24 protein-coding genes and 1 tRNA gene are annotated in these 23177 nt (G+C 61.4%); 11 read left to right on the top strand and 14 right to left on the bottom strand.

Annotation, left to right across the window (positions count from 1 at the left end; genetic code table 11):
* The 4 genes from BLEFHOIH_RS14195 to BLEFHOIH_RS14180 all read left to right on the top strand — a co-directional run.
* The coding region (locus tag BLEFHOIH_RS14195) for an aminotransferase class I/II-fold pyridoxal phosphate-dependent enzyme (RefSeq protein WP_088346543.1) at nt 1-198 on the top strand (198 nt) is incomplete at its 5' end.
* Nucleotides 199-598: 400 nt separating this feature from the next.
* On the top strand, nt 599-2764 hold the full coding sequence (locus BLEFHOIH_RS14190) for a PAS domain-containing sensor histidine kinase (protein ID WP_088346541.1): 2166 nt from the start codon (nt 599-601) through the stop codon (nt 2762-2764).
* A gap of 187 nt (nt 2765-2951) precedes the next feature.
* Nucleotides 2952-3344 (top strand): DoxX family protein, encoded by a 393-nt coding sequence (locus tag BLEFHOIH_RS14185; protein ID WP_088346539.1) that lies wholly within the window; start codon nt 2952-2954, stop codon nt 3342-3344.
* Nucleotides 3345-3640: 296 nt separating this feature from the next.
* Entirely contained in the window at nt 3641-4528 is an 888-nt protein-coding gene (locus BLEFHOIH_RS14180; RefSeq protein WP_088346552.1) for a cation diffusion facilitator family transporter, read from the top strand.
* A gap of 89 nt (nt 4529-4617) precedes the next feature.
* On the opposite strand, the gene groL is transcribed toward BLEFHOIH_RS14180, so the two are convergent.
* From groL to BLEFHOIH_RS14160, 4 genes are all read right to left on the bottom strand, one after another.
* Nucleotides 4618-6246: a chaperonin GroEL gene (gene groL / locus BLEFHOIH_RS14175; protein WP_088346537.1), complete on the bottom strand. Its 1629-nt coding sequence runs from the start codon at nt 6244-6246 to the stop codon at nt 4618-4620.
* A gap of 31 nt (nt 6247-6277) precedes the next feature.
* Nucleotides 6278-6601, bottom strand: coding sequence for a co-chaperone GroES (locus BLEFHOIH_RS14170; protein WP_088346535.1), 324 nt, complete (start codon nt 6599-6601; stop codon nt 6278-6280).
* Between the two features lie 158 nt (nt 6602-6759).
* Nucleotides 6760-7794 (bottom strand): murein L,D-transpeptidase family protein, encoded by a 1035-nt coding sequence (locus tag BLEFHOIH_RS14165; RefSeq protein WP_088346533.1) that lies wholly within the window; start codon nt 7792-7794, stop codon nt 6760-6762.
* Nucleotides 7795-7920: 126 nt separating this feature from the next.
* A complete protein-coding gene (locus BLEFHOIH_RS14160; protein WP_125461712.1) occupies nt 7921-8622 on the bottom strand; it encodes a hypothetical protein in 702 nt (233 codons plus the stop codon).
* Between the two features lie 851 nt (nt 8623-9473).
* On the opposite strand from BLEFHOIH_RS14160, the gene BLEFHOIH_RS14155 reads away from it, so the two are divergent.
* The gene (locus tag BLEFHOIH_RS14155) at nt 9474-9806 is read left to right on the top strand and encodes a hypothetical protein (RefSeq protein ID WP_088346530.1); all 333 of its coding nucleotides are present in this window, start codon (nt 9474-9476) and stop codon (nt 9804-9806) included.
* A gap of 113 nt (nt 9807-9919) precedes the next feature.
* Here the strand turns inward: BLEFHOIH_RS14155 and BLEFHOIH_RS14150 are convergent, their stop codons facing one another.
* The 4 genes from BLEFHOIH_RS14150 to BLEFHOIH_RS14135 all read right to left on the bottom strand — a co-directional run bounded on the left by BLEFHOIH_RS14150 (nt 9920) and on the right by BLEFHOIH_RS14135 (nt 12856).
* Nucleotides 9920-10705: an ABC transporter ATP-binding protein gene (locus BLEFHOIH_RS14150; RefSeq protein WP_088346529.1), complete on the bottom strand. Its 786-nt coding sequence runs from the start codon at nt 10703-10705 to the stop codon at nt 9920-9922.
* The gene (locus BLEFHOIH_RS14145) at nt 10702-11697 is read right to left on the bottom strand and encodes an iron ABC transporter permease (protein ID WP_245297008.1); all 996 of its coding nucleotides are present in this window, start codon (nt 11695-11697) and stop codon (nt 10702-10704) included. The genes BLEFHOIH_RS14150 and BLEFHOIH_RS14145 overlap by 4 nt, the downstream gene beginning before the upstream one ends.
* Nucleotides 11698-11848: 151 nt before the next feature.
* A complete protein-coding gene (locus BLEFHOIH_RS14140; RefSeq protein ID WP_088346527.1) occupies nt 11849-12670 on the bottom strand; it encodes an aldo/keto reductase in 822 nt (273 codons plus the stop codon).
* Nucleotides 12671-12779: 109 nt separating this feature from the next.
* Nucleotides 12780-12856, bottom strand: a tRNA-Pro gene (locus BLEFHOIH_RS14135).
* Nucleotides 12857-13127: 271 nt separating this feature from the next.
* On the opposite strand from BLEFHOIH_RS14135, the gene BLEFHOIH_RS14130 reads away from it, so the two are divergent.
* Nucleotides 13128-13748, top strand: coding sequence for a hypothetical protein (locus BLEFHOIH_RS14130; protein ID WP_088346526.1), 621 nt, complete (start codon nt 13128-13130; stop codon nt 13746-13748).
* 25 nt (nt 13749-13773) lie between these two features.
* Here the strand turns inward: BLEFHOIH_RS14130 and BLEFHOIH_RS14125 are convergent, their stop codons facing one another.
* Both BLEFHOIH_RS14125 and BLEFHOIH_RS26695 read right to left on the bottom strand, forming a co-directional pair.
* On the bottom strand, nt 13774-14727 hold the full coding sequence (locus tag BLEFHOIH_RS14125) for an AAA family ATPase (protein WP_170937161.1): 954 nt from the start codon (nt 14725-14727) through the stop codon (nt 13774-13776).
* Nucleotides 14728-14731: 4 nt separating this feature from the next.
* The gene (locus tag BLEFHOIH_RS26695; RefSeq protein WP_170937160.1) at nt 14732-14899 is read right to left on the bottom strand and encodes a hypothetical protein; all 168 of its coding nucleotides are present in this window, start codon (nt 14897-14899) and stop codon (nt 14732-14734) included.
* 80 nt (nt 14900-14979) lie between these two features.
* On the opposite strand from BLEFHOIH_RS26695, the gene BLEFHOIH_RS14120 reads away from it, so the two are divergent.
* The 3 genes from BLEFHOIH_RS14120 to BLEFHOIH_RS26245 all read left to right on the top strand — a co-directional run bounded on the left by BLEFHOIH_RS14120 (nt 14980) and on the right by BLEFHOIH_RS26245 (nt 17610).
* Nucleotides 14980-15453 carry a helix-turn-helix transcriptional regulator gene (locus BLEFHOIH_RS14120; protein WP_088346523.1) on the top strand — a complete coding sequence of 158 codons (474 nt, stop codon included), beginning with the start codon at nt 14980-14982 and terminating at the stop codon, nt 15451-15453.
* Nucleotides 15454-15800: 347 nt separating this feature from the next.
* Nucleotides 15801-17156, top strand: coding sequence for a hypothetical protein (locus BLEFHOIH_RS14115; protein ID WP_125461711.1), 1356 nt, complete (start codon nt 15801-15803; stop codon nt 17154-17156).
* A 64-nt stretch (nt 17157-17220) separates the two neighbouring features.
* Nucleotides 17221-17610, top strand: a complete 390-nt coding sequence (locus tag BLEFHOIH_RS26245; RefSeq protein ID WP_125461710.1) for a hypothetical protein — start codon at nt 17221-17223, stop codon at nt 17608-17610.
* 79 nt (nt 17611-17689) lie between these two features.
* On the opposite strand, the gene BLEFHOIH_RS14110 is transcribed toward BLEFHOIH_RS26245, so the two are convergent.
* The 3 genes from BLEFHOIH_RS14110 to BLEFHOIH_RS14095 all read right to left on the bottom strand — a co-directional run bounded on the left by BLEFHOIH_RS14110 (nt 17690) and on the right by BLEFHOIH_RS14095 (nt 20192).
* Complete coding sequence (locus BLEFHOIH_RS14110) at nt 17690-18046, bottom strand: hypothetical protein (protein ID WP_088346519.1); 357 nt, start codon at nt 18044-18046, stop codon at nt 17690-17692.
* 475 nt (nt 18047-18521) lie between these two features.
* Nucleotides 18522-19394, bottom strand: a complete 873-nt coding sequence (locus BLEFHOIH_RS14100; RefSeq protein ID WP_125461709.1) for a hypothetical protein — start codon at nt 19392-19394, stop codon at nt 18522-18524.
* A gap of 345 nt (nt 19395-19739) precedes the next feature.
* Entirely contained in the window at nt 19740-20192 is a 453-nt protein-coding gene (locus BLEFHOIH_RS14095; RefSeq protein WP_125461708.1) for a hypothetical protein, read from the bottom strand.
* Between the two features lie 25 nt (nt 20193-20217).
* On the opposite strand from BLEFHOIH_RS14095, the gene BLEFHOIH_RS14090 reads away from it, so the two are divergent.
* Complete coding sequence (locus BLEFHOIH_RS14090; protein ID WP_088346511.1) at nt 20218-20601, top strand: tyrosine-type recombinase/integrase; 384 nt, start codon at nt 20218-20220, stop codon at nt 20599-20601.
* Between the two features lie 468 nt (nt 20602-21069).
* Complete coding sequence (locus tag BLEFHOIH_RS14085) at nt 21070-22140, top strand: hypothetical protein (protein ID WP_125461707.1); 1071 nt, start codon at nt 21070-21072, stop codon at nt 22138-22140.
* A gap of 136 nt (nt 22141-22276) precedes the next feature.
* On the opposite strand, the gene fdhD is transcribed toward BLEFHOIH_RS14085, so the two are convergent.
* Complete coding sequence (gene fdhD, locus BLEFHOIH_RS14080; protein ID WP_088346507.1) at nt 22277-23092, bottom strand: formate dehydrogenase accessory sulfurtransferase FdhD; 816 nt, start codon at nt 23090-23092, stop codon at nt 22277-22279.
* Nucleotides 23093-23177: the final 85 nt, after the last annotated feature.

Here is a 23177-nt window from a genome sequence, read left to right as displayed (position 1 = left end):
ATGCTGATGGCCCATTACGGCATCTACGTACAGCCCATCAATTACCCGACCGTCGCCAAGGGCACCGAGCGCATCCGCCTCACCCCGACGCCGCTGCACACCGACGAGCACATGGACTGGCTCGCCTCGGCGCTGTCGGCGATGTGGGCGCAATGCCCGGTCGGCCAGGGCAAATATGTGGGGCTGGCGGCGGAATAGTTGCCGCCGCGCCAGTGTTCCGCCGACAGCCTGCGCCGCTTCATTCATCTCGAATGGGTGGCGCAGGCTTTTTTGTCCGACCGCTCCAATGCGGCTCGGCCCCTCCTATTCGTCGTCCCGGACACCGCGAAGCGGTGAGCCGGGACCCACTCGCAGATCAGCGACCACTGCGGCAAGAGGCGAGCAGGTCCCGGCTCTGACGGCCGGGGCGACGTGGGGAGGTCCGTGAAAACCTCCAGGAGAGGATGAACTGCGCGCCGACCTCTCCCAACGGGCGAGGGCTTATTGCTTTCGCCTGGAGCGATAGACTCTCAAAGCTTCCCCGTTTTACTGCCGCCAAGCTGGACGCGGCCGGCAAGATGCTTCTAGATTGACGGTCCCGCCGCTTGGAGACCAGTCGATGACGCTTCGCTATGGCTCGCCGCCGGCTTTCGGCAAGGCCGATTTGTCGAATTGCGAACGCGAGCAGATCCAATTGGCGGGATCGATCCAGCCCCATGGCGCGCTGCTGGTGGTCAGCGAGCCCGACTTCACCGTCATCCAGGCCAGCGCCAACGCGGCCGCGTTTCTCAAGCTCGATCGCGACGTGCTCGGATCGCCGCTCGACGATCTGGAGGGCGATCTCCTGGAGCGTATCCGCCCCAATCTGGGCGAGCCGCTCTCGACCATTCCGCTGGCGGTGCGGTGCCACATCGGCAATCCCGCCTCAGCCTTCGACGCCCTGCTGCACCGTCCGCCCGAAGGCGGGCTGGTGATCGAGCTGGAGCGGGCGGGCCCCTCGGTCGACCTTTCCAAACATGTCGAAAGGGCGCTGCAAACCATCCTCAAATCCAATTCGCTGCGTGCCCTTTGCGACCAGTCGGTGCGCATCGTGCAGGAGTTGACCGGCTACGACCGCGTCATGCTCTACCGCTTCGACGAGGACGGCCACGGCCAGGTCTATTCCGAGCAGCGGAGGCCCGAGCTGGAGCCTTATCTCGGCAATTGGTATCCCGCCTCCGACATCCCGCAAATCGCCCGCCGCCTCTATGAGCGCAACCGGGTGAGGATGCTGGAGGATGTCGAAAATACGCCGGTGCCGCTGGTGCCGCACCGCTCGCCGCTGACGGGCGAGGATCTCGACATGTCGCTCTGCTTCCTGCGCAGCATGTCGCCGATCCACATCCAATATCTGAAGAACATGGGCGTCCAGGCGACGCTGGTCGCCTCGCTCGTCGTCGGCGGACGGCTCTGGGGCCTGCTCGCCTGCCACCATTACGTGGCGCGCTTTGCCCATTACGAGGTGCGCGCCGTCTGCGAACTGCTCGCCGAGACCATCGCCACCCGCATCACCGCTCTCGAGAGCTTCGCCCGCGCCCAGTCGGAAATGTCGGTGCGCCGGCTCGAGGAGCGCATGATCGAGGCGATGGCGCGGGAGGGCGACTGGAAGACCGGCCTGTTCGCCAGCCCGCAGCCGGTGCTGCAGCCGCTGAACGCCACCGGCGCGGCGCTGCTCTATGAAAAGCAGGTGTTCTCGGCCGGCGAGGTGCCCGGCACGCACAAGCTGCGCGATATCGGCAAATGGCTCGACGGCAAGCGCGCCCGGCTCATCAGCACCACGTCGCTCGGCATGGATGAGCCCGAATTCGCCTCGCTGACGCCGGTGGCGAGCGGGCTGGTCGCCGTGCCGGTCTCGAATGTCCCCGGCGAATATCTGATCTGGTTCCGCCCCGAACGGGTGCATACCGTCACCTGGGGCGGCAATCCGTTCAAGCCCTTCATCATTGGGGAGACCCCGAACGACCTTTCGCCGCGCCGCTCCTTCGCCAAATGGCACCAGCTCGTCGAGGGCACCTGCGAGCCGTGGAGCCCGGCCGATCTCGCCATCGCCAGGATGATGGGCGAGTCGGTGTCGGACGTGGTGCTGCATTTCCGCTCGCTGCGGATGCTGATCATCAAGGACCAGCTCGATCAGCTCAAGCAGCAGATCCGCCCTTCCGACGATCTCGTCATCATCGCCGACGCCAAGGGCGACATCATGCTGACCAACGAGGCGTTCGATCTGCTGCCGCAAGGGGCCGGGACGGCGCTGCGGAACATTCTGGAACTGGCGCCGCTGTTCTCCGAGCCGGAGGAGGTGCGCGGCCGGCTGAAGGAGCTGATGCGGCAGCGCCGCTCCTGGCGCGGCGAGGTGGCGTTCCAGACCAAGGCCGGGACCAACACGCTGCTGCTGCGGGCCGATCCGGTCGTCGCACCGCCCGGCCGGGTGCTCGGCTTCGTGCTGCTGTTCTTCGACGTGACCGAGCGCAAGGCGGTGGAGACGGCGCGGCGCCGTCTGCAGGACGGCATCATCCGGAGCCATGACGTCAAGTCGCCCCGGCTCGGCAGCGACACCGACATCGCCTATCTCAACCTGCTCGCCTCGCTGGTCGGCAATGCGCAGCGCGCCGCGCTCGAAATCGCCGACGGCGTCGACCTCGCCCGGGTTCCGGAGATGCTGGAGAGCATCCGCTCCTCGGTCACCCGTACGGCCGAATTGCTGGAGCATCTGGTCTGGCACGCCAAGAACCGGTCGGAGGGCAATTAGCGCAGCGCAGGATCGTCGAGGCCATCGGCTTCGAACGACCGGCGCGCTCCGAATAGATCCGAGCCCTAGGCGGTTGCGCTGTTCATTTCGCACCCACCCCTCGCCTTATCCCGACAAATTGAATCGGCCATCCCCGGTGATTCAGCTTATCTATCGGGTGTCACGACAATCAAGGGGGAAAAAAACCATGACGTTCCTAAGTCCATTCAGCGGGGTGCTGCTCAGTGTCCTGCGATTCATGACCGGGCTGCTGCTGCTGCAGCACGGATTCACCAAATATCTGAACTTCCCGGTCGGCCCGATGAACAACGCCTCGCCCACCACCATGGGCGGCGCCGCCGGCATCCTCGAACTCGTGGGCGGCGTGCTGCTCATCCTCGGGCTGTTCACCCGGCCGGTGGCCTTCATCCTGTCCGGCATGACCGCCGTCGCCTATTTCTACGCGCATTATCCGCGTGGCTTCTACCCGATCCTCAATGGCGGCGAACTGGCCGTGCTATATTGTTTCGTGCTGCTCTATATCGCCTCGGTCGGCGGCGGCCCTCTCAGCCTGGACCGGGCGGTGCGGTCGGAAGACTAGATCAGCTTTTTTTGGATCGGCTCAATCCAAATTCATGACAGTGATCTATCATATGGCCTGGAGCGGGATGAGGCGGGGGGAGCCGGCCCCACATTCCCCTACCCGCTCCAAGCGCTCGAATGGTCCCGCGTGTTGCCGGTCCGAGCTTATCGAATTGGCAATGCGCGGTGAATGCACATGCAAACAATTTGCAAGTATATCGATAGGGATAGCAAGACCCGTCCGAATTTGATACGGCCTAGCCGCAGTGCTCGTTGCGCTTCGACGGAGTGCGACCGGTGATATTCGGAGGGGCCGTGAAAAATATTCAAACGCTGGCGGCGGGCAGCATCGTCATTGCCTGCATCGTCTTCGGGCTGAAATATCTGGCCTATGCCTGGACTGGCTCGATCGCGTTGTTTTCCGACGCGCTGGAAAGCGTCATCAACGTCGTCACCGCCTTCGTGGCGCTCGCCGCCATCAAGACCAGCGCCAAGCCCGCCGACTCGAACCACCCCTACGGACATCACAAGGCGGAATATTTTTCGGCGGTGCTGGAAGGCGTGCTGATCGTGGTCGCGGCGCTGGCGATTTTGCGGGCCGCCTATTTCGGCATCATGACGCCGAGGCCGATCGATGCCCCCTGGGAGGGTATGGCGGTCAATGCCCTGGCCAGCGTCATCAACGCGGGCTGGTGCTGGCTGCTGATCCGGACCGGCCGGGCGCAGCGCTCCCCTGCCCTCGTCGCGGATGGAATGCATCTGTTCACCGACGTGCTGACCTCCATCGGCGTCCTGGTCGGCCTGCTGCTGGCGGTGCTGACCGGATGGGCGGTGCTAGACCCGGTGCTTGCCGCGCTGGTGGCGCTCAGCATTCTCTGGTCGGGCTGGCGCCTGCTGAAGGAGAGCGTGAGCGGCCTCATGGACGAAGCGCCCGCTCCCGAAATCCTCGGCCGCATCACCGCGCTTATCTCTGCCAATTCCCAAGACGCCATCGAGGCGCACGATCTGCGCGCCCGCCATGCCGGCCGGCGCACCTTCATCGATTTTCACCTGGTGGTGCCGGGCGACATGACCGTCGCCCGGGCGCATGAGATCTGCGACCGGATCGAGCAGGCCATGCAGGCCGACATGGGCGACACGCTCATCACCATCCACGTCGAACCGGACTTCAAGGCTAAGCATAGCGGGATGCTGGCGCAGTAGGGCGGCGGTTCCTGCCCGTCCCCGGGATGGCCCCAATGCAAAAGGCCCGCCGGGTGGCGGGCCTTCGCATGTCATCTGGCTCGGAGGACTTAGTAGTCCATGCCGCCCGGCATCTGCGGGGCGCCGCCGGCGTCCTTCTTCGGCTTCTCGGCGATCATCGCCTCGGTGGTGATCAGCAGGCCGGCGATCGAGGCCGCGTCCTGCAGAGCGGAGCGCACCACTTTCGCCGGGTCGATCACGCCCTGGGCAACCAGATCGCCATACTCGCCCGTCTGGGCGTTGTAGCCGAAATTGTAGTTGCTGTTTTCCAGGATCTTGCCCGCGATGACCGCGCCATCTTCACCGGCATTGGTGGCGATGGTGCGAGCCGGTGTCTGGATCGCCTTGCGGACGATGTTGACGCCCGCCTTCTGGTCCTCGTTGGAGACTTCGACCTTGTCGAGCACCTTGATGGCGCGCAGCAGCGCAACGCCGCCGCCCGGAACCGTGCCCTCTTCGACGGCCGCGCGGGTGGCGTTCAGCGCATCGTCGACGCGGTCCTTCTTCTCCTTCACCTCGACTTCGGTCGCGCCGCCGACGCGCAGCACGGCAACGCCGCCCGCGAGCTTGGCCAGACGCTCCTGGAGCTTCTCCTTGTCGTAATCCGAGGTCGTGTCGTCGATCTGCTGCTTGATCTGGGCGACGCGGGCCTGGATGTCGTCCTTGCTGCCGGCGCCGTCGACGATGGTGGTGTCATCCTTGGTGATGACGACCTTCTTCGCCTTGCCGAGCATCTTGATGGTGACGTTTTCCAGCTTGATGCCGATGTCTTCCGAGATCAGCTCGCCGCCGGTCAGGGTGGCGATGTCCTGCAGCATGGCCTTGCGGCGGTCGCCGAAGCCCGGCGCCTTCACGGCCGCAACCTTCAGGCCGCCGCGCAGCTTGTTGACGACGAGCGTGGCAAGAGCCTCGCCCTCGACGTCCTCGGCGATGATCAGCAGCGGCTTGGAGGACTGCACGACAGCCTCGAGCACCGGCAGCATCGCCTGCAGGTTGGACAGCTTCTTCTCGTGGATGAGGATCAGCGGATCGTCGAGCTCGACGCGCATCTTCTCGGCGTCGGTAACGAAATAGGGCGAGATGTAGCCGCGGTCGAACTGCATGCCTTCGACGACTTCCAGCTCGGTCTCGAGGCTCTTGGCCTCTTCGACCGTGATCACGCCCTCATTGCCGACCTTCTCCATCGCTTCCGCGATCAGGCGGCCGATTTCGGCGTCGCCATTGGCGGAAATCGTGCCGACCTGGGCCACTTCGGCGCTGGAGGAAATCTTCTTCGACTTGGAGGCCAGTTCCTTGACGATCGCGGCAACGGCGAGATCGACGCCGCGCTTCAGATCCATCGGGTTGGCGCCGGCGGCGACCGACTTGGCGCCTTCCTTGACGATGGCCTGGGCGAGAACGGTCGCGGTGGTCGTGCCGTCGCCAGCCATGTCATTTGTCTTGGAGGCGACTTCGCGCACCATCTGCGCGCCCATGTTCTCGAACTTGTCCTCAAGCTCGATTTCCTTGGCGACGGTGACGCCGTCCTTGGTGATGCGGGGAGCGCCGAAGCTCTTGTCGAGCACGACATTGCGGCCCTTGGGGCCAAGAGTAACCTTCACGGCATCGGCGAGAATATCCACGCCGCGCAGCATCCGCTCGCGCGCATCCTGGCCGAATTTAACGTCTTTTGCTGCCATCGATTTGTCTCCTTGGAATTCGGATCAGAAATTAAGCGGCTTTCGACTTCTTCCCACCGACGGCAGCGCCCTCGATGATACCCATGATGTCGCTCTCTTTCATGATGAGAAGGTCTTCGCCGTCGATCTTGACTTCCGTGCCCGACCATTTGCCGAACAGCACGCGGTCGCCGACCTTGACGTCCAGCGGAATGAGCTCGTTGTCATCGCCACGGGCACCCGGGCCGACGCCGACGACTTCGCCCTGCTGGGGCTTTTCCTGGGCGGTATCGGGGATGATGATGCCGCCGGCGGACTTCAGCTCGGCATCAATACGGCGAACGACGACACGATCATGAAGCGGACGAAACTTCATAGACAAACCTCCATCAAAGGACCGGACGAGAAATTGAAGGCAGGGCGATAAGAGGGGGCGCCGCTGCCTCTAACTCGCGATCTAAGACCAATTGTTAGCACTGTCAAGTGGTGAGTGCTAACTATCCGGGCCGGTGATCGAGCCTGTGGATGAGCCGTTTATTTTTTGGAAACCATTGGGCTGGCGGGAGCCCGACCCTTACGGCAGCGGGGAAATTTCAGCGGGCATTCGATGCTCTTGCTGACGGCGATATCGCGGACGCGGCAGCGGGCATATTTGCGCGGACAGGGCGCGTTGCTGGCGATGGCGTCGCGCAGCAATCGGCACTCGGTGCGCTTGGGATCGCAGACTTTCGCCCGCTCCTCGGCGGTCTGGGCGCGCTGGGCCCGGCTCGGCAGCTTGGCGTTCGCGCCGGCGACGCTGACCGCGGGTTTGCGGAGCGGCGTGCAGACCTTGTTGCCGCCGAGCGGAACGCGCCGCGCGGTGCGTGATTGGAAGGCGTATTCGCCGCCGCAGACATAAGTGCGGGGCGGCAGGCCGTCGCGCAGGAAGAGGTCGTGGCCGCGCTTCAGGCCGGTCCAGAAATCGATCCAGTCGTCATCGGCATGGCGGGCGAGATTGGCGCGCGTCAGCGGGAAGGGGAAGACGTTGACGGTGACGCGCGGCTGGCCGGCATCGAGCGCGGCGGCAATGATCTCGTAAACTTCCTCGACGACGGGATCGGTCATCGAAAAGCAGCCGGTCGAGGAGCATTTGCCGTGGATCAGGATGCCGCCGCCGGTCAGCCCGAGCGCCCGGTCGCGCGAATTGGGAAAGCCCAGATTCATGGCGCGGTGCCACCGGCTGTTGATGACCAGGTCGCGGCCCGAAATGAAGTAGACGCCCTCGGGGCTTTGCCTGTCGCCCTCGGCCAGCTTCGGCCCCAGTTCGCCCGACCATTTGCAGATCTTGTAGTTCTTGAAACGGTAATAGCGCCCGCCGCGCCAGAGCCAGAGCTCCAGCGTCGCGCTTTCCTTGAAGATGCGGATGAAGGCAGGTGTGCCGAGTTCGAAGCCTTGCGCCTTCAGGCGGCGCTCCAGCGCGGTCGGCACGGCTGAGGAGTCCGCGGCTGCGTCCGTTGCCTCCCTGGCCTGGGCGGGGGCCATGTCCCATGGGAGAAGCCCAAGCAGAAGCAGCAGGAACAGGATGCGCATTGCGGGCAGACTCAATGGCTCAACGGGCGGCCGCGCGGGAAATCCCGTGCCGCCCTCCACAATTCTCCAACGCGAGGAAAAGCGATCGAGCCGCGGCTTCGTTCCAAATTGGGGCTGGGCCGGCACCTATTGCTGTCTGATAACCTCAAGCGCGCGTTTAATTTTTTGTTCAACTTTCCAGACATTGGGGATGATGATGGAATATTGGCCCTCGCGCTGCGGGCTGAGCCGCATATCGCCGGTTTGGAACAAGCCGAGCGCCTTGCGCAGGAAATCCATCGGCCGCCGGCTGATGCTCATCATGATGGTCGGGTAGACCTTGTCGTCCTCGTCGTCGAGCGTGTGGACCTCCAGCAATTGCCCTTCCTGGAATTGCCAATAGGTCAGCGGGTCGAAAATGAAGAGGGCGATGAGCCAGACGATCAGCAGGATGTTCGAGAACATGAAATAGAAGCCGAGATTCATGTAGACGACGAGATCCGGGACGTTGGCGACGATCATGATGAGATTGCCGGTGCGGTCGAGGATCTCGATGGCAAACAGGAGCCCCAGAATGCCGATCACCGCGAGATAGCCTTTGATGCGGATCGCGGAGAACATGATCGTCATCAGCAGCAGGACAAGAAACGACCAGCCGAGCCAGGAGCCTTCGTAGATCTGGAAAGGCCGGCTTGCCTCGCTCAGCTTGATGGTCGTGCCGTAGAAATAGGTGACCGCCGCGCAGACATAGCCGTATGCCCAGATCACCCACCAATAGAGGATGTTCGAGTGTCCCCAGACGCGAAGGTCATAATGGCGCTTTCTGGCGCCGTTGGTTGAACTTGCCATGTTTCGACCTCTCAGGTGAAGCGCGCGTGTGCATCATCGTCAGGCGAGCGGCATTCTAGGGTGAGAGGTTTTTTGGAGGGCATCGCGGGGCGGGCGTCGAGGGAGCGGCGCTAAAAAAGCCCGGTGCTGACATCAGACCAACCTTTGATTGTATTGATAAAAACAGGAGCAAGAGTGATTATTAAATTTGTAATAAAAATGTACAGAACTGGTTCGATCGCCGTCAAGCCGTCAATCCGAATACGAGAGACCCAGGCGGGCCGGGTTGCCCCCAGCCGATGCGCCACAATCCTTTTGCAAAGCTCGAACCGCTTGCATCGGTAGACGCCCGGAATTCCCACACGCGATGAGTGTTTCTGCACGGCTAATTGCGTGCCGAATTGGCACCTTGCCGGTTGAAATTGTGGGGAATGCAGGTGATTTCGTATGGGTTCCTGTCAACAGACGGTTACTTTTCCAACGCCTTCAGCGATCGGCTCCAGTGTTATGGGGCGATTTATCCCAATAAGTCATCGCGCGGCACAGATTATTGGCCCGCCACGCTACCTAAACGCCGACAAAGACTTCAAAGCCCATCGCCTCAGCCTTGCCCGCCCGGCCAGCTTGCGCCAGCCTTACGCCCCAAGCCTTCGGTCCCGGCCTTTGGTCTCATTCATGACAAGATGAATTCTTATAAGCTCGGGGAACGGAAGCCCCGGCCGGCGAAACCTTTGCCGGGCTTTTGCGCCACCCGAAAAAATACCTATTTGGGTTGTGGTGGCGATACGCCACCTGCAACGTGTGGTATAGTTCCGTACGCGCTTCGCGCGGCACGTCGCTTTTCTTGCGGTTGAATCATTGCGGGGTATGAGATGGCGAAATTAATCGCCGAGCTGGACAGCACGCAGATCTGGATTTGGGCCCTCGTCCTTGCCGGATTGGCTGGCTTTCTGGCGGGGAGCTTTTACCGGGTCGGGGCCGTGATTACTCTATCTTTCGCGGTCCTCGTGGCGACCATCATTATCGGTGTCAAGCTCGATTGGTCGTTCTGGCGGGGGGCGCTTTCGGTCCTCGGCCTGATCGGCACGTTGCAGCTTGGCTATCTGCTCGGACTGATCCTGGCCTCGACAGGCGGCAAGTTGAAGGCCGCGGTCGCTTTGCGTGCCAGGTGGTCGGCGCTGTTCAAGGATCTGGCGCGCCGCTAAAGGCGGCTGCCGCCGGGACCGGTGCACCCCACCTCCTCGCGGTACGGTTGGGAACTGCGTAGCATTGCATAAGGCGCGCGCCTCGGCCGACAGGCTATACCCCCTCGGCAATACTACCGGGCCACGGGATTATGCACAGCTTTCCACGGAATTTGCAGCGCGTGGCCGGGCGCGCTGAGTTCGAGCGCCTCGACATTGAAGACGTCGCGCAGCAGATCCGCTGTCAGCGTCGCCTCCGGTGCCCCGAAGGCTGCAACTTCTCCGTCCCGCAGCACCAGGACGCTGTCGGCGTAGCGGGCGGCGAGGATCAGGTCGTGGCTCACCGCGATCACCAGCCGGCCGCTCTTTGCCTGCGCCACCAGAATGTCCATCACCGCGAGCTGATGCGCCGGATCGAGCGAGGCGACCGGCTCGTCCGCCAGCAGCAGCGGCGCCCCGACCGCCAAGGCCCGCGCCAGCATCACCCGCGCCCGCTCCCCGCCGGACAATTCTGTGATCGGCCGCTCGGCAAAGGCCCTGGCATCGACCGCGTCGAGCGCCGCATCGATGGCCTGAGCGTCGGCATGGCTCAGCCGAGTCAGGCTGGTGGCGAAGGGGGCGCGCCCGATCGTCACCACGTCGCGCGCGGTTATCGGCCAGTGCGCGACATGGCCTTGCGGCAGATAGGCGATGAGCTTTGCGCGCGCGGCGGCACTCATGCCGGCGAGGCCCTGGCCGTCCCAATCCAGCCCCCCGGATGAGGCGAGGAGACAGGCGATGGCCCTGAGCAGGGTGGTCTTGCCCGCTCCGTTCGGCCCGACCACGATCATCAGCGCGCCGCGCCCGGCCTCGAGCGAGATGCCGCGCAGCACCTTGCGGCCGCCCATCATAACGTCCAGCTTGTCCAGGCGAAGGTTCATGCGCCGCCTCCGGTGCCGGCCAGTAGGTCGCGCCCGCGCTGCTTCAGCACCAGCCAGATGAAGAAGGGCACGCCGATCAGCGCCGTCAGCACGCCGATGCGGATCTCGCCCGTGGACGGGATCAGCCGGGAGGCGCAATCCGCGGCCAGCAGCAGCGCGCTGCCGGCCAGCATCGCCGGGACATGCACCCGCGCCGGATCGTGGCCGACGAAGGGGCGCACCAGATGCGGCGTGATCAGGCCGACAAAGCCGATCACCCCGGCAACCGCCACCGCCCCGCCGACGCCCATGGCGACGCCGAACACGGTCACCAGCCGCAGCCGTCCCATATCGACGCCGCTGGTGCGCGCCACGTCCTCGCCGAGCGTCAACGCCCGCAACGGCCCGCGCACGCCGAGCAGCAGCAGCCAGCAAATGGCGATGAAGGGCGCTGCCATGGCGACATGGTGGAAGCTGCGGTCCTCCAGCGATCCGAGCAGCCAGAAGGCGATTTCGAGCGCGGCATAGGGGTTGGGCGCGAGGTTGAGCGCCAGGGAGACGGCGGCGCCCGCCAGACTCGACAAAGCAAGGCCCGCCAGCAGCAAGGTCACCATGCTGGCGGAAGGCCCGGCCAGGATCAGCAGCGCGCCGACCGAGACCAGCGCGGCAAGCATGGCGGCGAGCGGCAGCGAAAAGGACAGGCTGTCGGCCATGCCGGTGCCGATGGCCAGCACCGCGCCGAAGGCCGCCGCGCTCGGCGCGCCGAACACCGAGGGCGCCGCCAGCGGATTGCGCACGAGGCCCTGCAGCGCCGCACCGCCCAGCGCCAGCGTCGCCCCGATCAGCACGGCGAGGATGGCGCGCGGCAGCCGCAATTCCTGCACGATCAGCACATCGACGGGATCGCCGAGCCCGGCCAGCGCGCGAACGACCGTGCCCGGCCCGAGCGGCGCGGGACCGAGCTGCAAGGAAAGGATGAAGAGCACGGCCGTCAATATCGCCAGGGCGGCCATGAGTATTGGCGCGGTCAGCCCGCCCCGTTTTGCCCGGTCCGCGTGCCTTAAGGGCGTTGATTCCACATCGGCTCTCATAGGGCCGTCATAGTGAGCTGCGGCGGCCTTGGCAACGCGCATCACCGTGACGGCGTCCGAGGGCGGTGGCGCATCAAACTCCCGCCGCCGCCAAAATCTGACGCCGCATCTCGGCATCCGGCAGCGGGCCTGCGCCCGCCCGCGCATTCATCGCCATATGCTCGGGCTTGCTCGTCGCGGGGATGAGGCAGGTCACCGCCTCGTTCGAAATCAGATATTTCAGCGCCAGTTCGGCCCAGCTCGCAGCGCCGAGCTCGGCGGCGACATCCGGCAGCGGCTTGCGGGCAAGGCGGCGCAGAAGATTGCCCTGCCCCAGCGGCCGGTTGATGAGTACGGCGATGCCGCGCTCGGCGGCGAGCGGCAGCAGACTGGTTTCGGCGGCGCGGTCGTCGAGCGCATAGTTGAATTGCACGAAGTCGATCGGTTCGCTGCGCATGATCGCGGCGAGATCGGCGTGAGCGCCGGCGGTGTAATGGGTGATGCCGAGATAGCGGACGCGGCCCTCGGCCTTCCAGCCGCGCAAGGTGGCGAGGTGCGTGCGCCAGTCCAACAGATTGTGGATCTGCATCAGATCGATGGTCGAGACCTTAAGCAGGGCGAATGACCGCTCCATTTCGGCGATGCCGGCCTCGCGGCCCCGGGTCCACACTTTTGTGGCGACGAAGGCCCGCTCCCGCATCCCCTCCTCGGCGAGGAGGTCGCCGGCGACACGTTCCGCCTTGCCGTACATGGGCGAGCTGTCGATCACCGAACCGCCGGCCGCGAACAGGGCGGCGAGCACGCCGCGCAAAGGCGCGCGCGTGGCGGCGGCCGCGCCGACATCGAAGGTCTGGTAGGTGCCGCAGCCGATCACGGGCAGCATTTCGCCGCTGGATGGAATGGGTCGCTTCAGCATTACATCGCCTCCGGCGGCCTCCCGCCGCGCCAGCCAGTGTCGCGCATGAGCGCCGCCGGGTCACCGCGTTTCGGCCTTCGTGCTGAATGGTTCGATGCGGCCGGATTATTGGTCGGAGTGAGAGGATTCGAACCTCTGACCCCCTGCTCCCGAAGCAGGTGCGCTACCAGGCTGCGCTACACTCCGACGCCAGGAAGCGCCTTATCCCATAGGGCTTTTAAAGCCGCAAGTCCTAATCGGCGTTGGCAACAAATCGAACAAAACGAATACGGATGAGAAAGCGTCCCGAAACTGTCCCGAACAGATTTTGGCTCGTTCGCCGAGCGTTCACGCCTGCGCCGCGGCTCCCTAGCCGCGCTGGATGGAGCAGGTATAAATTCTCTTCGCACTCGACTTGTCAGCTCGACTTTGGCTCATGTTTTCACGGGGGTGACATGATGATTCGAGGGGGAAGAGTATGTGGCACGCTCTGACGCAGCTCGCGGCAATAGCGCCTTTATTTGTCGCCGCGTCTGCAGTCGTCGGCGCCGCCGTTGCGGTGCTGGGGTATCGAAAGTGGCATCCGGAAGCCACTGGAAAGCGAAAGATTGAGCTGGCCGAAGATATTCTTACGGGCATATACGAGGTGCGTGAGGTCATCGCCTGGGCTCGTAGTCCTGCTGGCTTTGTCGGCGAGGCCGAAGGCCGACCGAGAGCGGAGGACGAGGATCCAGGGCATGCTCAAATGCGGGACGCTTACTTCCGCACAATTGCTCGGCTTGAACAGGATAAAGCGGCGTTCAGCAATCTTCAGGCAAAAAAATACAGGGCGATGGCTTGCTTCGGCCAAGACGCAGGTCAGCCATTCCTGGAGCTGAAAGCACCGCACGCGCAGATTGGAACGGCAGCATTAAGCCTTATCAGAACATGGCCGCCGCACGGAGTGCATATGAGTGCCCAATGCAGAAAATGGGAGGCAATCATTGGTTGGGGATACGAGCCGAACGCTTCCGACGCGATACAGCAGGAGCTTGAGCAAATAATTCGGCGCTTTGAGGAGCTTTTCGGAAAGTCGCTCCTGCGTGAAGGCGCTGGCTAGCCGGCCGGGCGTGGCCTGCGGCCGCTCACTTCCATACCACTTTGCGTGTTTCTATCGTCCCAGCGCGCGTGCCTTCGATCGCATAGCGCAGCGTGACGTCGTCGGCGCCAAGATTGTTCTTGGCCGCCACGAGGATCCGCTGTTTCTGCTTCACAACGGGATTTTTGTCGCCTGGGTCAGGGATGACCGAGTAGGCCGCGCGCGCCAGCTCCAGGAAGGCCGTAGAGCCAGCGAACGCCTCCTTGTGTTCCTTGTCCTTCGGCGGGTGCGCGATACCCAGGATGGCCACGCGGCGCCGCTCTGCCCATGCCAAAATGGGATCAAGCGCCGCCCGGACGCCGAGATTGCCGTGCAGCTCCGCGTCGCCAAAGAATTTCCTGATCGGGCTCAGCACCACCAGGCGCAGATCACCGCGCCGCTTGGCTTCGGCCTCGAGCAGCTCGAGGCTCTGCGTCAGGTCGAGAGCCTTGCCCAGCCCTACGCGCCGCAAAACGGCGCCGGCCGCCATCAGCCGCGGCGTCACCGTGCGGGCGACGTCGTCTTCCGCCTCGAGGACCAGCGCAGAGCCCTTCTCGGCGCGCTCGCCCGTCGGCCATGAGCCGCCGCTCGACAGCGCGGCGGCGAGGGAGATTGCTGCCTGGGACTTGCCCATCCCGGCAGCGCCGCCGAGCAGCGTAAGCGCGCCGATCGGGATGAAGCCCGGCCAGAGCCATTCGAGCGGCTTGGCCTCGACCTCCTCGGCGCGCAGGAAGGGCGACTCGGCCGCGCGCGTGCGCAGGTCGACCAGTTCGCCGTCCCGGATTGTGTAGGCGGTCGGCAGCGCCGGCATCATCTGCACGGGGAAGCGCTGCACGAGCGGCGCCCCGACCGTCTTATAGAGGATCGTCCCCGGCAACGGGATCGGCTCGTCGACCGCAGGCCGCCCGCCAATGTCGCGCGCGAGCTGCGCGCTGAGCGCCTTCGCGATCGCCGGCTTCATCGGCTCAGCGGCTTTCTGCGGCGCGGGAAACCTGGTCGGCGAGCGCAATAATTTCTTGCTCGGCATCGATCGCCCCCGCATCCTTCACCGCGGTAGCGGCGTCGCGGAGCATCTCGGAAGCAGCGTCGGTAAGAATGGCGGCGCTCGCCAATGGTGGGGATCGGTCCGGCATTTCCGCTCCTACGCAACCCATGCGGCTCGCTGCCGCCTGATTAGTAATACAGAAGACCGGTAAAACTGGCAATTATTAATATGGAAAGAGCGATGACTCCAGAACAGCTCCGGATGGCCAGGGCACTTTTGAGGATGAAAACCAGCGACCTAGCCGAGCAATCCGGGGTGAATAAAATGACGATCTCCGGCCTCGAAGCTGGCAAAAAGGCGCCACATGCACAGACGGTGCGGCGCTTGACGGAGTTTCTGCAGTCGAAGGGGGTGATATTCATCGGGGCGCATGAGCCGATCCACGGGCCGACTGTTGCCTTGCGCCACGGGATGGAGCCGCCCGCGATTGAGGGCGAGAACGCCAGTGCGGGCGAGGATGCAGACGATGGCGGTCTGCAGGCGACGGCTTGGGACGATGATGAGGATCTGGCGATCCTTGCCCGGCGCGACGTCGACGATTTGCGACGCTATTGGGCCGAGGGCGGCCGCTGGGCGCGGCTGTCGGAGCCAAGCCGGAAGGCGCTAAGGCGCGCTATGGGGCAGGCGCCGATGACGGCGTGAACGGGTAATACCGTCCAGCCAAGCTGAGGGCGCCACTTCTGCTTACGCCTCAACTCGGACATCAGTGCTCGGCTTACGACAACCGGGACGCCTCGTCTCCACCACAGCGGCGTTTGCGTGAAGAAATCATCCATTGGGTTAGTGCGTGCGCACACTGAAAAATCGGTTTACAGGTGCTATAATTATGCGCTGAGTGGGTGTACAATGCCGATGAACCTCCGGATCTGTTCGAATTCGATTTCATCCTTACTTGCCCATTGTTTGGAGCCGCGACCACACAGCGAGTAGCAGCTCCCTCTACGTGCATCAATTCATTTCCCGATTACCGCAAGCTTTCGAGGAATTTCATGCTGACTTCACTCAAAGAAAATCATTTTGTGAGGAATGAAAAGTTACCTATCCGCGCTGCAACAGAGCGAGAGGTTAGTATAAATTATTTGCAAAAACGATCGAGGGCTCGCGAGATACTAAAAGAGTTAGCATCAAAGCTTGATCGACCCAAACTTGTATCGAGCGCCTACGGAGAAATAACCAATATACTACTAACAATGCCGGATTGGTTGTTTAACGATCCGCCAGCAAAGCGCGATCCTTATAAGAACGCTTATACCAAGCTCCTTAGCTCGCTTCCTGCGGATTTAGAGTTTACAATTTTGACCCATGACTCGACCCTAGACGAGTGTAAAAACTGGGTGAGCGGACTGGGGCGCTCCCATAAAACTGTGATCGGGACGGCGGATCCGTCCTTAAACTTTTCTATCTGGGCTCAAGACGCTTATTGCATATCTGACGATCTACACGACAGCGAAAAATACTTCGTAGAGTCAGCAAGTTTCAGAAGATATGCGGACGAGTTTATCGCGGATGAAGTCGCTGAGTTTACCCCCCTCAAACTGGCCCTCTCGAACCTGTATTTTCAAGGCGGAAATATACTCGTTGGCGATGAGACTTGGTTGATTGGACTCGACTATCCCAACAATTCGTTCGAAATTGGCAGCATTACTCAGCGCCCCGACGAAACGAAGCTAGAAGCCATTAGACGAGCATATAGTTTAGAGATGGAGAGAGATCGGATTTTATATCCGATTGGCACCCACCTGCCCGTTCCTGAAGAACAGAAGGTCCCCCAAAGCATAAATGGCGATCTGTGGCATCATGTTGTCTATCGTGGCAATCAACGAGGCACTGCGCAGCCCCTCTTTCACATCGACATGTTCATCACCCTACTTGGAAAAAATTCCAAAGGCCAGGAGATTGCCCTAGTCGGAGATCCTTCGGAAGCCGAGAAAATGCTCAGCAGGTTCGACTACATCCAATTCGCAAAAGGGTACTCCATGCAAGGAGTATTCAACGACATTGCGAGGCGATTAAGGCGTATTGGCTTTGAAGTAATCAGAAATCCTTTACCTTCAGCATACTACGTAGATGCAAAAAAAAAGGAGATCTTGTGGTATTTTGCCACATCGAATAACGCTTTAGTCCAAGTCAATGGCAATAAAAGAGACATTTGGATGCCGGAGTACGGGTTTGGTAGCTTCCAAGAACTGAACGCCACCGACCAAAGGAATCGAGAAATTCTAGAAGCTCAGGGATTTACAGTTCACGGGCTTGGAGATTTCCATCCGTTTGCTGGGGGCCTTGGCGCGGTGCATTGTATCACGAAATATCTCGGTCGGAAGATAAACGGCGGCCTTATCGCATGACGCGGGTCAGAGTAGCTGACATGCTTACTTAGAGTTTTTTCCAGTAACGACGATGGAGATAACTTTGGCTAACAATGAAGTGCGTCGAATTGTAACTGGAACCGACAATCCTGTTGCAAATAGCGCCACCTTAATCGCCGAAATTATCTCGAGTCCTGGAAAGCCTTTCGTCATAAGCACTGATGGTCCAAGGCAAACCGAGGCGCCAGTCGATCTGGCTGACCCCAACTTGGGCCGCCGGTCCGCAAAGATTATTGAGGTTGGATCAACATACCAATTCATACTTATAACGGTCATTATTATAACCGTTCTTACTATACCTATATATGGATATGCGGTATATAAATTTCCCGCTCCTACTGAGGCTCAAAAAAATTTTATGACATTACTGGATTTTCTAGCAAAGACTGGCTTTGGTACCATCGTAGGCCTGCTGGGCGGAAAAAGCCTATAGAAGACGCAGATCGGGTACGGCGCGACTTCCGCTAGCACCCCATAGCGGACATGGCACATAGCGGATGCATGTCGCCGTTTCAGCGGCGCGCATCGCTGAATTCCGTCTTCCATCGCAGTGCGGTCTCCACTGCTTCCAGACGTTTCATCACCGACGAGAGCTGACTCTCCATCACCGCCATCGGTGAGCTGTTGATGCTGGTGCTGATAAAAATGATGGCCGCCGCGCCCATGCCGATCAGAATGCCTGCGTCCTTCACGAAACTGAGGATCTTCATAGGCTCGAAGGCCGGGCGGCCCTCTGCCTTGCTCAATGCCGCCTCGATACGCCCCAGCGCACTATCGACGTTGTCCAGCCGCTTCTCGGTGGATTGGGCGTGCCGCTCGAGCAGCGCCAGGCGTGAGCCGAAATCGTCGGCGACGGTCTGGCGGCTCATTTCGCGCGGGCCTTCTGGGCGTTGATGACGGCCTGGTGCGCGCGATTGTGAGCGCGGACTTCGTGTTTGGTTTGCGGCGAGTCGGACGGCGACCAGGTGATGAACCTGTAGGGCGCCGGGGACGGCACCTCGACCACGCGAGTCATCACGTCGGGCTGTTGTGCCGAGCAGCCCGCAGCCATAAAAAAAGCGCCTCAAGAGCGCTGGTCAGTCCGGTCATTGGATCTCCCTAAGAGATGATACCGTCAGTTTGGAATTTCGGTTATGGCAGCACCTGTTACGCCAGCGAGCTCGATTCACACACCGACGTCACGCTCGGGCATTTAAGAGATCCGCGCATGCCGGCATTACGCCGGGCGCGGCAATTCCCCTTGCGCCTCATTTCCGAAGCGGCCAGGGAGTCTGCTTCCGGCTCAAGAGCGCCGCTAATGGGCCGTTATCAGCGGCTAGGTTGGGGTGACGGCTGGTTCTGCGGCTATGCTGTCTCGGCCACTTTTCGACGTCCTCGCTTTGACTTTTTCTCGTCAATAGCGATTTCCAGGCCTGCCTTCTTGTCGAGGTAACGCAATGCAGATTGCTGGATGTCGCGCCCCAAGTCGGTGACACTGTACCGATTTAATTCCCGAAGGAAGCTGCGCACCATCAAAGCCAGACCAACCACTGCGAGCGTAACGCCCGATCCCATAATCAGGGCCTTGAAGGCCTCCGCTTCAAGACCGCTGCCAATCAGCAATCTTGAAGGCGCGTTCACTGAGAAGACAATCACAAAAAGGACTGAAGCCACGTAGACGAGGGCCTCACCTGAAAGTCGCTGTCCGGCGCGCGACAAGTCAAAACCTTGGAGCAGTCCGAGAGAAGCGAGCTTGTTCGCTTGTACTTTTTCGCGGGAATTCTCTGCCTCAAAAGCCCGCGAAATACGCATCAGAAACCTCGCATCGGCCTCATTGAGTTGCTTGATAATATCCAGCCATTCGTTTGCGCTGGCCTGCTTTTTGTAGATCGCACCTAGTAGGCTCTGCCATAGGGCAGCAATCTCCGGATCATCGGGATCTACCTCCTGCGCGCGTTCGATCCACTCGCTTATGAGAATGAGCTGTTTTTCGGTGGGCTCGCGCAGAACCGGTGCGCCATCCTTTTCCTGTACCTTGGCGGCATGCGCTTCGAGGTTCTTTTCTCGCTGTTTCTTCCACCCCTCTGTGATGTCGTTGATCCGCCAGCCCAAATAGTCGCCGAAAGCCTTGGCGGCAGGTGTAAGCAGGGCCTTTACTGGTCCACTGTTAGCGGCCTTTGCTACGGCATTCCCAATCGTTGGGAGCGGAATACTACCTTCTTTTTCGTCATCGTCCATTTTCACCCTCCACGGGACAGAGAGTCGCAGTTTTCGCGGTGCCTCCGACACTCTTCATAAACTTGGCTACAGCCGAGATCGTCTTAGTCTGCTTAGCGAGCTAATGCCAGCCAGTACAATTGCCAGTCGCGTCCGTTTGTTGACCAAACTCACTCGGAGATCGCGATAGGAGCGGTGAAAGACACCGCGTAACGGACGTGCACCTAGTCTGATTATTTGTCTGTGATCGACGGCATCCGCGAAGACCTATGGACCGAGATCCAGAAGGCCGCCGCCCGGATAGCGCGCAAGGCGGCAAAGGCAGGCCGCTGAATCTTGCCGGCGATGGACGCCCAAGGGATGCAGCTAAAATCGCGCGTATTTTTCGAACTGATCGTCAAAAGACCGATGGCGACCTAGCCCGATCGTATCGAACTCGTCCACGTCGGATTTGCGCTTCACGCCTAACAGTTTTAGAGCGGCGTTGATGCCGTCCGGGGTCGCTGGCATCGCGATGGTCAAGCCGCAATAGACAGCGGCACATTGCTCGCCAGCGCCACCGAAATAGTCCGTCTCGATCAAGGCGTACCGCTCCATGCCGAGCCTGCGGGCAAATTCATGCGTCACTGGACGGTCGAGGACCATCTCGGACAATTCGGTGTTCTCGAGCCCAAGCTCCTTACTCCAATGATCGCTATGGGTGGCATCGAGCCCCACGATCGCGAAGTCGTTCTCGATGATGACAGGCAAATCGAATTGCCGGGCCGCCTCAGCATCGATGGGCGCCCTCGCGATCAACGCTGAAATCTGATGTCCCACAGGCGTCCTCGGCGCGAATAACCGCATCAGTGAAGATCAGCGACCATTCCGCGTCAAGGCTCCGGGTTCGCCATTTGTGTTCACCTATGTGGTTCAGAGAGGAAAGCGCAAAGGCGAGAGGATGCCGATTACCGAGAACGGCCTTCGCCGAGTGACCGACACTGCGTTCACCGCGGCAGGGATCGATGATTTCCGTAGGCATGACCTCCGGCATACATTTGCGAGCCGGGCGCTCCGCAGTGGCAATGGCGATCTGAGGACGTTGATGGCGGCGATGGACCACCAGGACATTGGATCGACTGCCCGATACACCCACATGGCAAGCGGGCAGGCGCGCGACCTGCGGGCGAGCGTTTCCGTCAACCGCGAGCTGCCAGCGAACGTCAGGCCGATGAGACGCGAAAACTGAAGAGCGCATTGCAAGCTCGTCCCGAATATGTACCGAAGATCATTTCAGGGAATTTAGGAAATCGGAGAAAAGCGATTGCGCAACAACGACTTAGGTCAGATTTACCTGAGTGATGCGCCTGCTCCCGAAGCAGGTGCGCTACCAGGCTGCGCTACACTCCGACGCCAGGAAGCGCCTTATCCCATAGGGCTTTTAAAGCCGCAAGCGCTAAGTGCAGCCTCTCAGGACAGAACAAAAACGAACACGGATGAGAAGTCGTCCCGGAATTGTACCGGAGTGGCGCCGGCACGTTCGCTGCCCGTTCGCTTGAGCGACCAGTGGAAATTGGCAGTTGCACGGGGACGAATGCCTTCTAGGAGAAATTCCCGTATAGCGCGCATCTCGGATCTGTGGTTCTGACGCACATCCTGTAGTTGCGGTCGGACCAAACTCTGATGTAACGACCGTCTGCCAGTAAAGAGGGATTCAATGAGAACGCATCTGATCGCCGCAACCTGCTTGCTCACTCCTGCCAACGCGTACGCCGAGAACGTCTCTGTCGTTGATCAAATCGGAACGTCGCACACCATCACAGTGGAGCAGCAGCAGCTTGGCCCCTCGGCGGAAAGCACCGTAAGCATTCATCAGGAGGGGTCGGCTCACACAGCGAGAGTCAGCCAAAAAGCCTTGAGCTGGCGAAGCGCTGCGACGATCGATCAGACCGGGAACTCTCAGGAGGCGTATGTAGAGCAGCATTCCGATCCCGGTAGCAATGACGCTGGCATCTCTCAGTCAGGCATCGGCAACCATGCGACTGTCCGACAATTTGCAACCGAGTTCGGTGGACAATACGCTGATATCGAGCAGGCGGGGCAAGGCAACCTAGCGGAAGTGGAACAATCGGGCCAAGCCGCAGGCTCCATTATCCTACAGACCGGTGGCGGCAACCTGGCCCGGTCGACGCAGTATACGTTCGCCGCGGGTGCGAGTTCCGAGATCAATCAGCACGGCTCTTACAATGAGGTCGACGTCCGGCAAGCCACGTCCTTTCAATTGGCGATCTCCGATGTGAACCAGCTCGGCCAAGATAACGCGGCATTGGTCCAGCAAAATGCAGCCTTCGCAATGCAAGAGGTCGTAATAAACCAGGAGGGCATGGAGAACATCGCCGAAATCACCCAAGGCGGCGGCTACGCCAGTGCTGACGCTGACGTCGATCAAAACGGCGGTGGCAACGAGTTAAAGCTACTTCAGGACGGTGGCGACATGAATAGCTTCGCCACAATCTCTCAATCCGGAGCCGGCAACAAAGCTGAAGCGTATCAAACGGGCTTCGGTACGGTCAACACGCTGGTCATTATCCAGGACGGGTTCGACAACATTGCTGCGCTTACTCAAACAGGGGTCTTTAGCAACATTGATGGGGAAATCCACCAGACGGGATTTTTAAATGTGGCCAGCCTCCGGCAGTCGTCGTCTGAATTCGGGAACTTAGTATACACCATTCTGCAAACCGGCACCGGGAATGTCGCACACGTCGTGCAGTCGACTGGACCTTGAGGCGCCTCATATCAATTCCTCGAGGTGCGAATGCCGCCCCCTACGCCGCATTCTAAAAGGCCGGGATCGAGGATTTCCGCCGACACGGTTTTCGCTTAATCGATGACGGAAGGCATCGCGCCTCAGGCGGCCCGCCTCAAACCGCGTCGGCGGGGGCGGGGGCGAGGATGCGTTCGGGGCGGGTGAAGACCTCGAATTCATCGCCGCGCAAGACCGCCACCAGCGTGATCCCCGCTGCCTCGGCAAGGCGAACGGCAAGCGCCGTCGGGGCGGAGACGGCGGCGATGATCGGCGCGCCGAGCCGGGCGGTCTTCTGCACCAGCTCGACCGACACCCGGCTGGTCATCAGCACGACGCCGTCTCGGCCATCGATGCCGCCGCGCGCCGCCGCGCCCAGAACCTTGTCGAGCGCATTATGCCGGCCGACATCCTCGCGGACGATCAGCTCGCCGCCGGGCTGCCAGAAAGCGGAGGCGTGCACGGCGCGTGTCCTGGCATTCAGCGCCTGCAACGCCTGCAAGCGCCCCATCGCCTCGGTCAACTCCGCCGGGCCGATGGTCAGCCCGCTGTCGATATGCGAGACCGGCTTCATCGCCTCGGCGATGCTTTCGACGCCGCAAAGACCGCAGCCGGTCGGCCCCAGGATCGCGCGCCGCCGGCCGATATGGCGCTTTGAAAATTCCGGTTTCAGCCAGATCCGCGCCTCGATGCCGTCGTCGACGTCGATGATTTCCAGCGTGTCGATATCGGCGGGGCTGTCGATGACGGCCTCGAACAGGCTGAAGCCGATGGCGAAATCTTCCAGATCGGTCGGCGTCGCCATCATCACGGCATAGCTCGAGCCGTCATAGGTCAGCGCGACCGGCATCTCCTCCGGGATCGAGCGCTCGCCGCGCAAAAATGCGCCGCCGCGCCAGGCCAGCCGCTTCACGTCCTTCGCCGGAGATTGCATCGCGTTCACTCCACCGCCTCCCGCATCATCGCACGGGCGGCGGCTCATCGTCAGCGTTATTGCCCAGCTCCGGATATCGGGGCCG

The sequence above is a fragment of the Rhodomicrobium sp. R_RK_3 genome (assembly GCF_002198715.1).
GTDB lineage: Bacteria > Pseudomonadota > Alphaproteobacteria > Rhizobiales > Rhodomicrobiaceae > R-RK-3.
The sequence above is the reverse complement of the archived record's forward strand: the minus strand, read 5'-3'. Positions and strand labels throughout refer to the sequence as shown.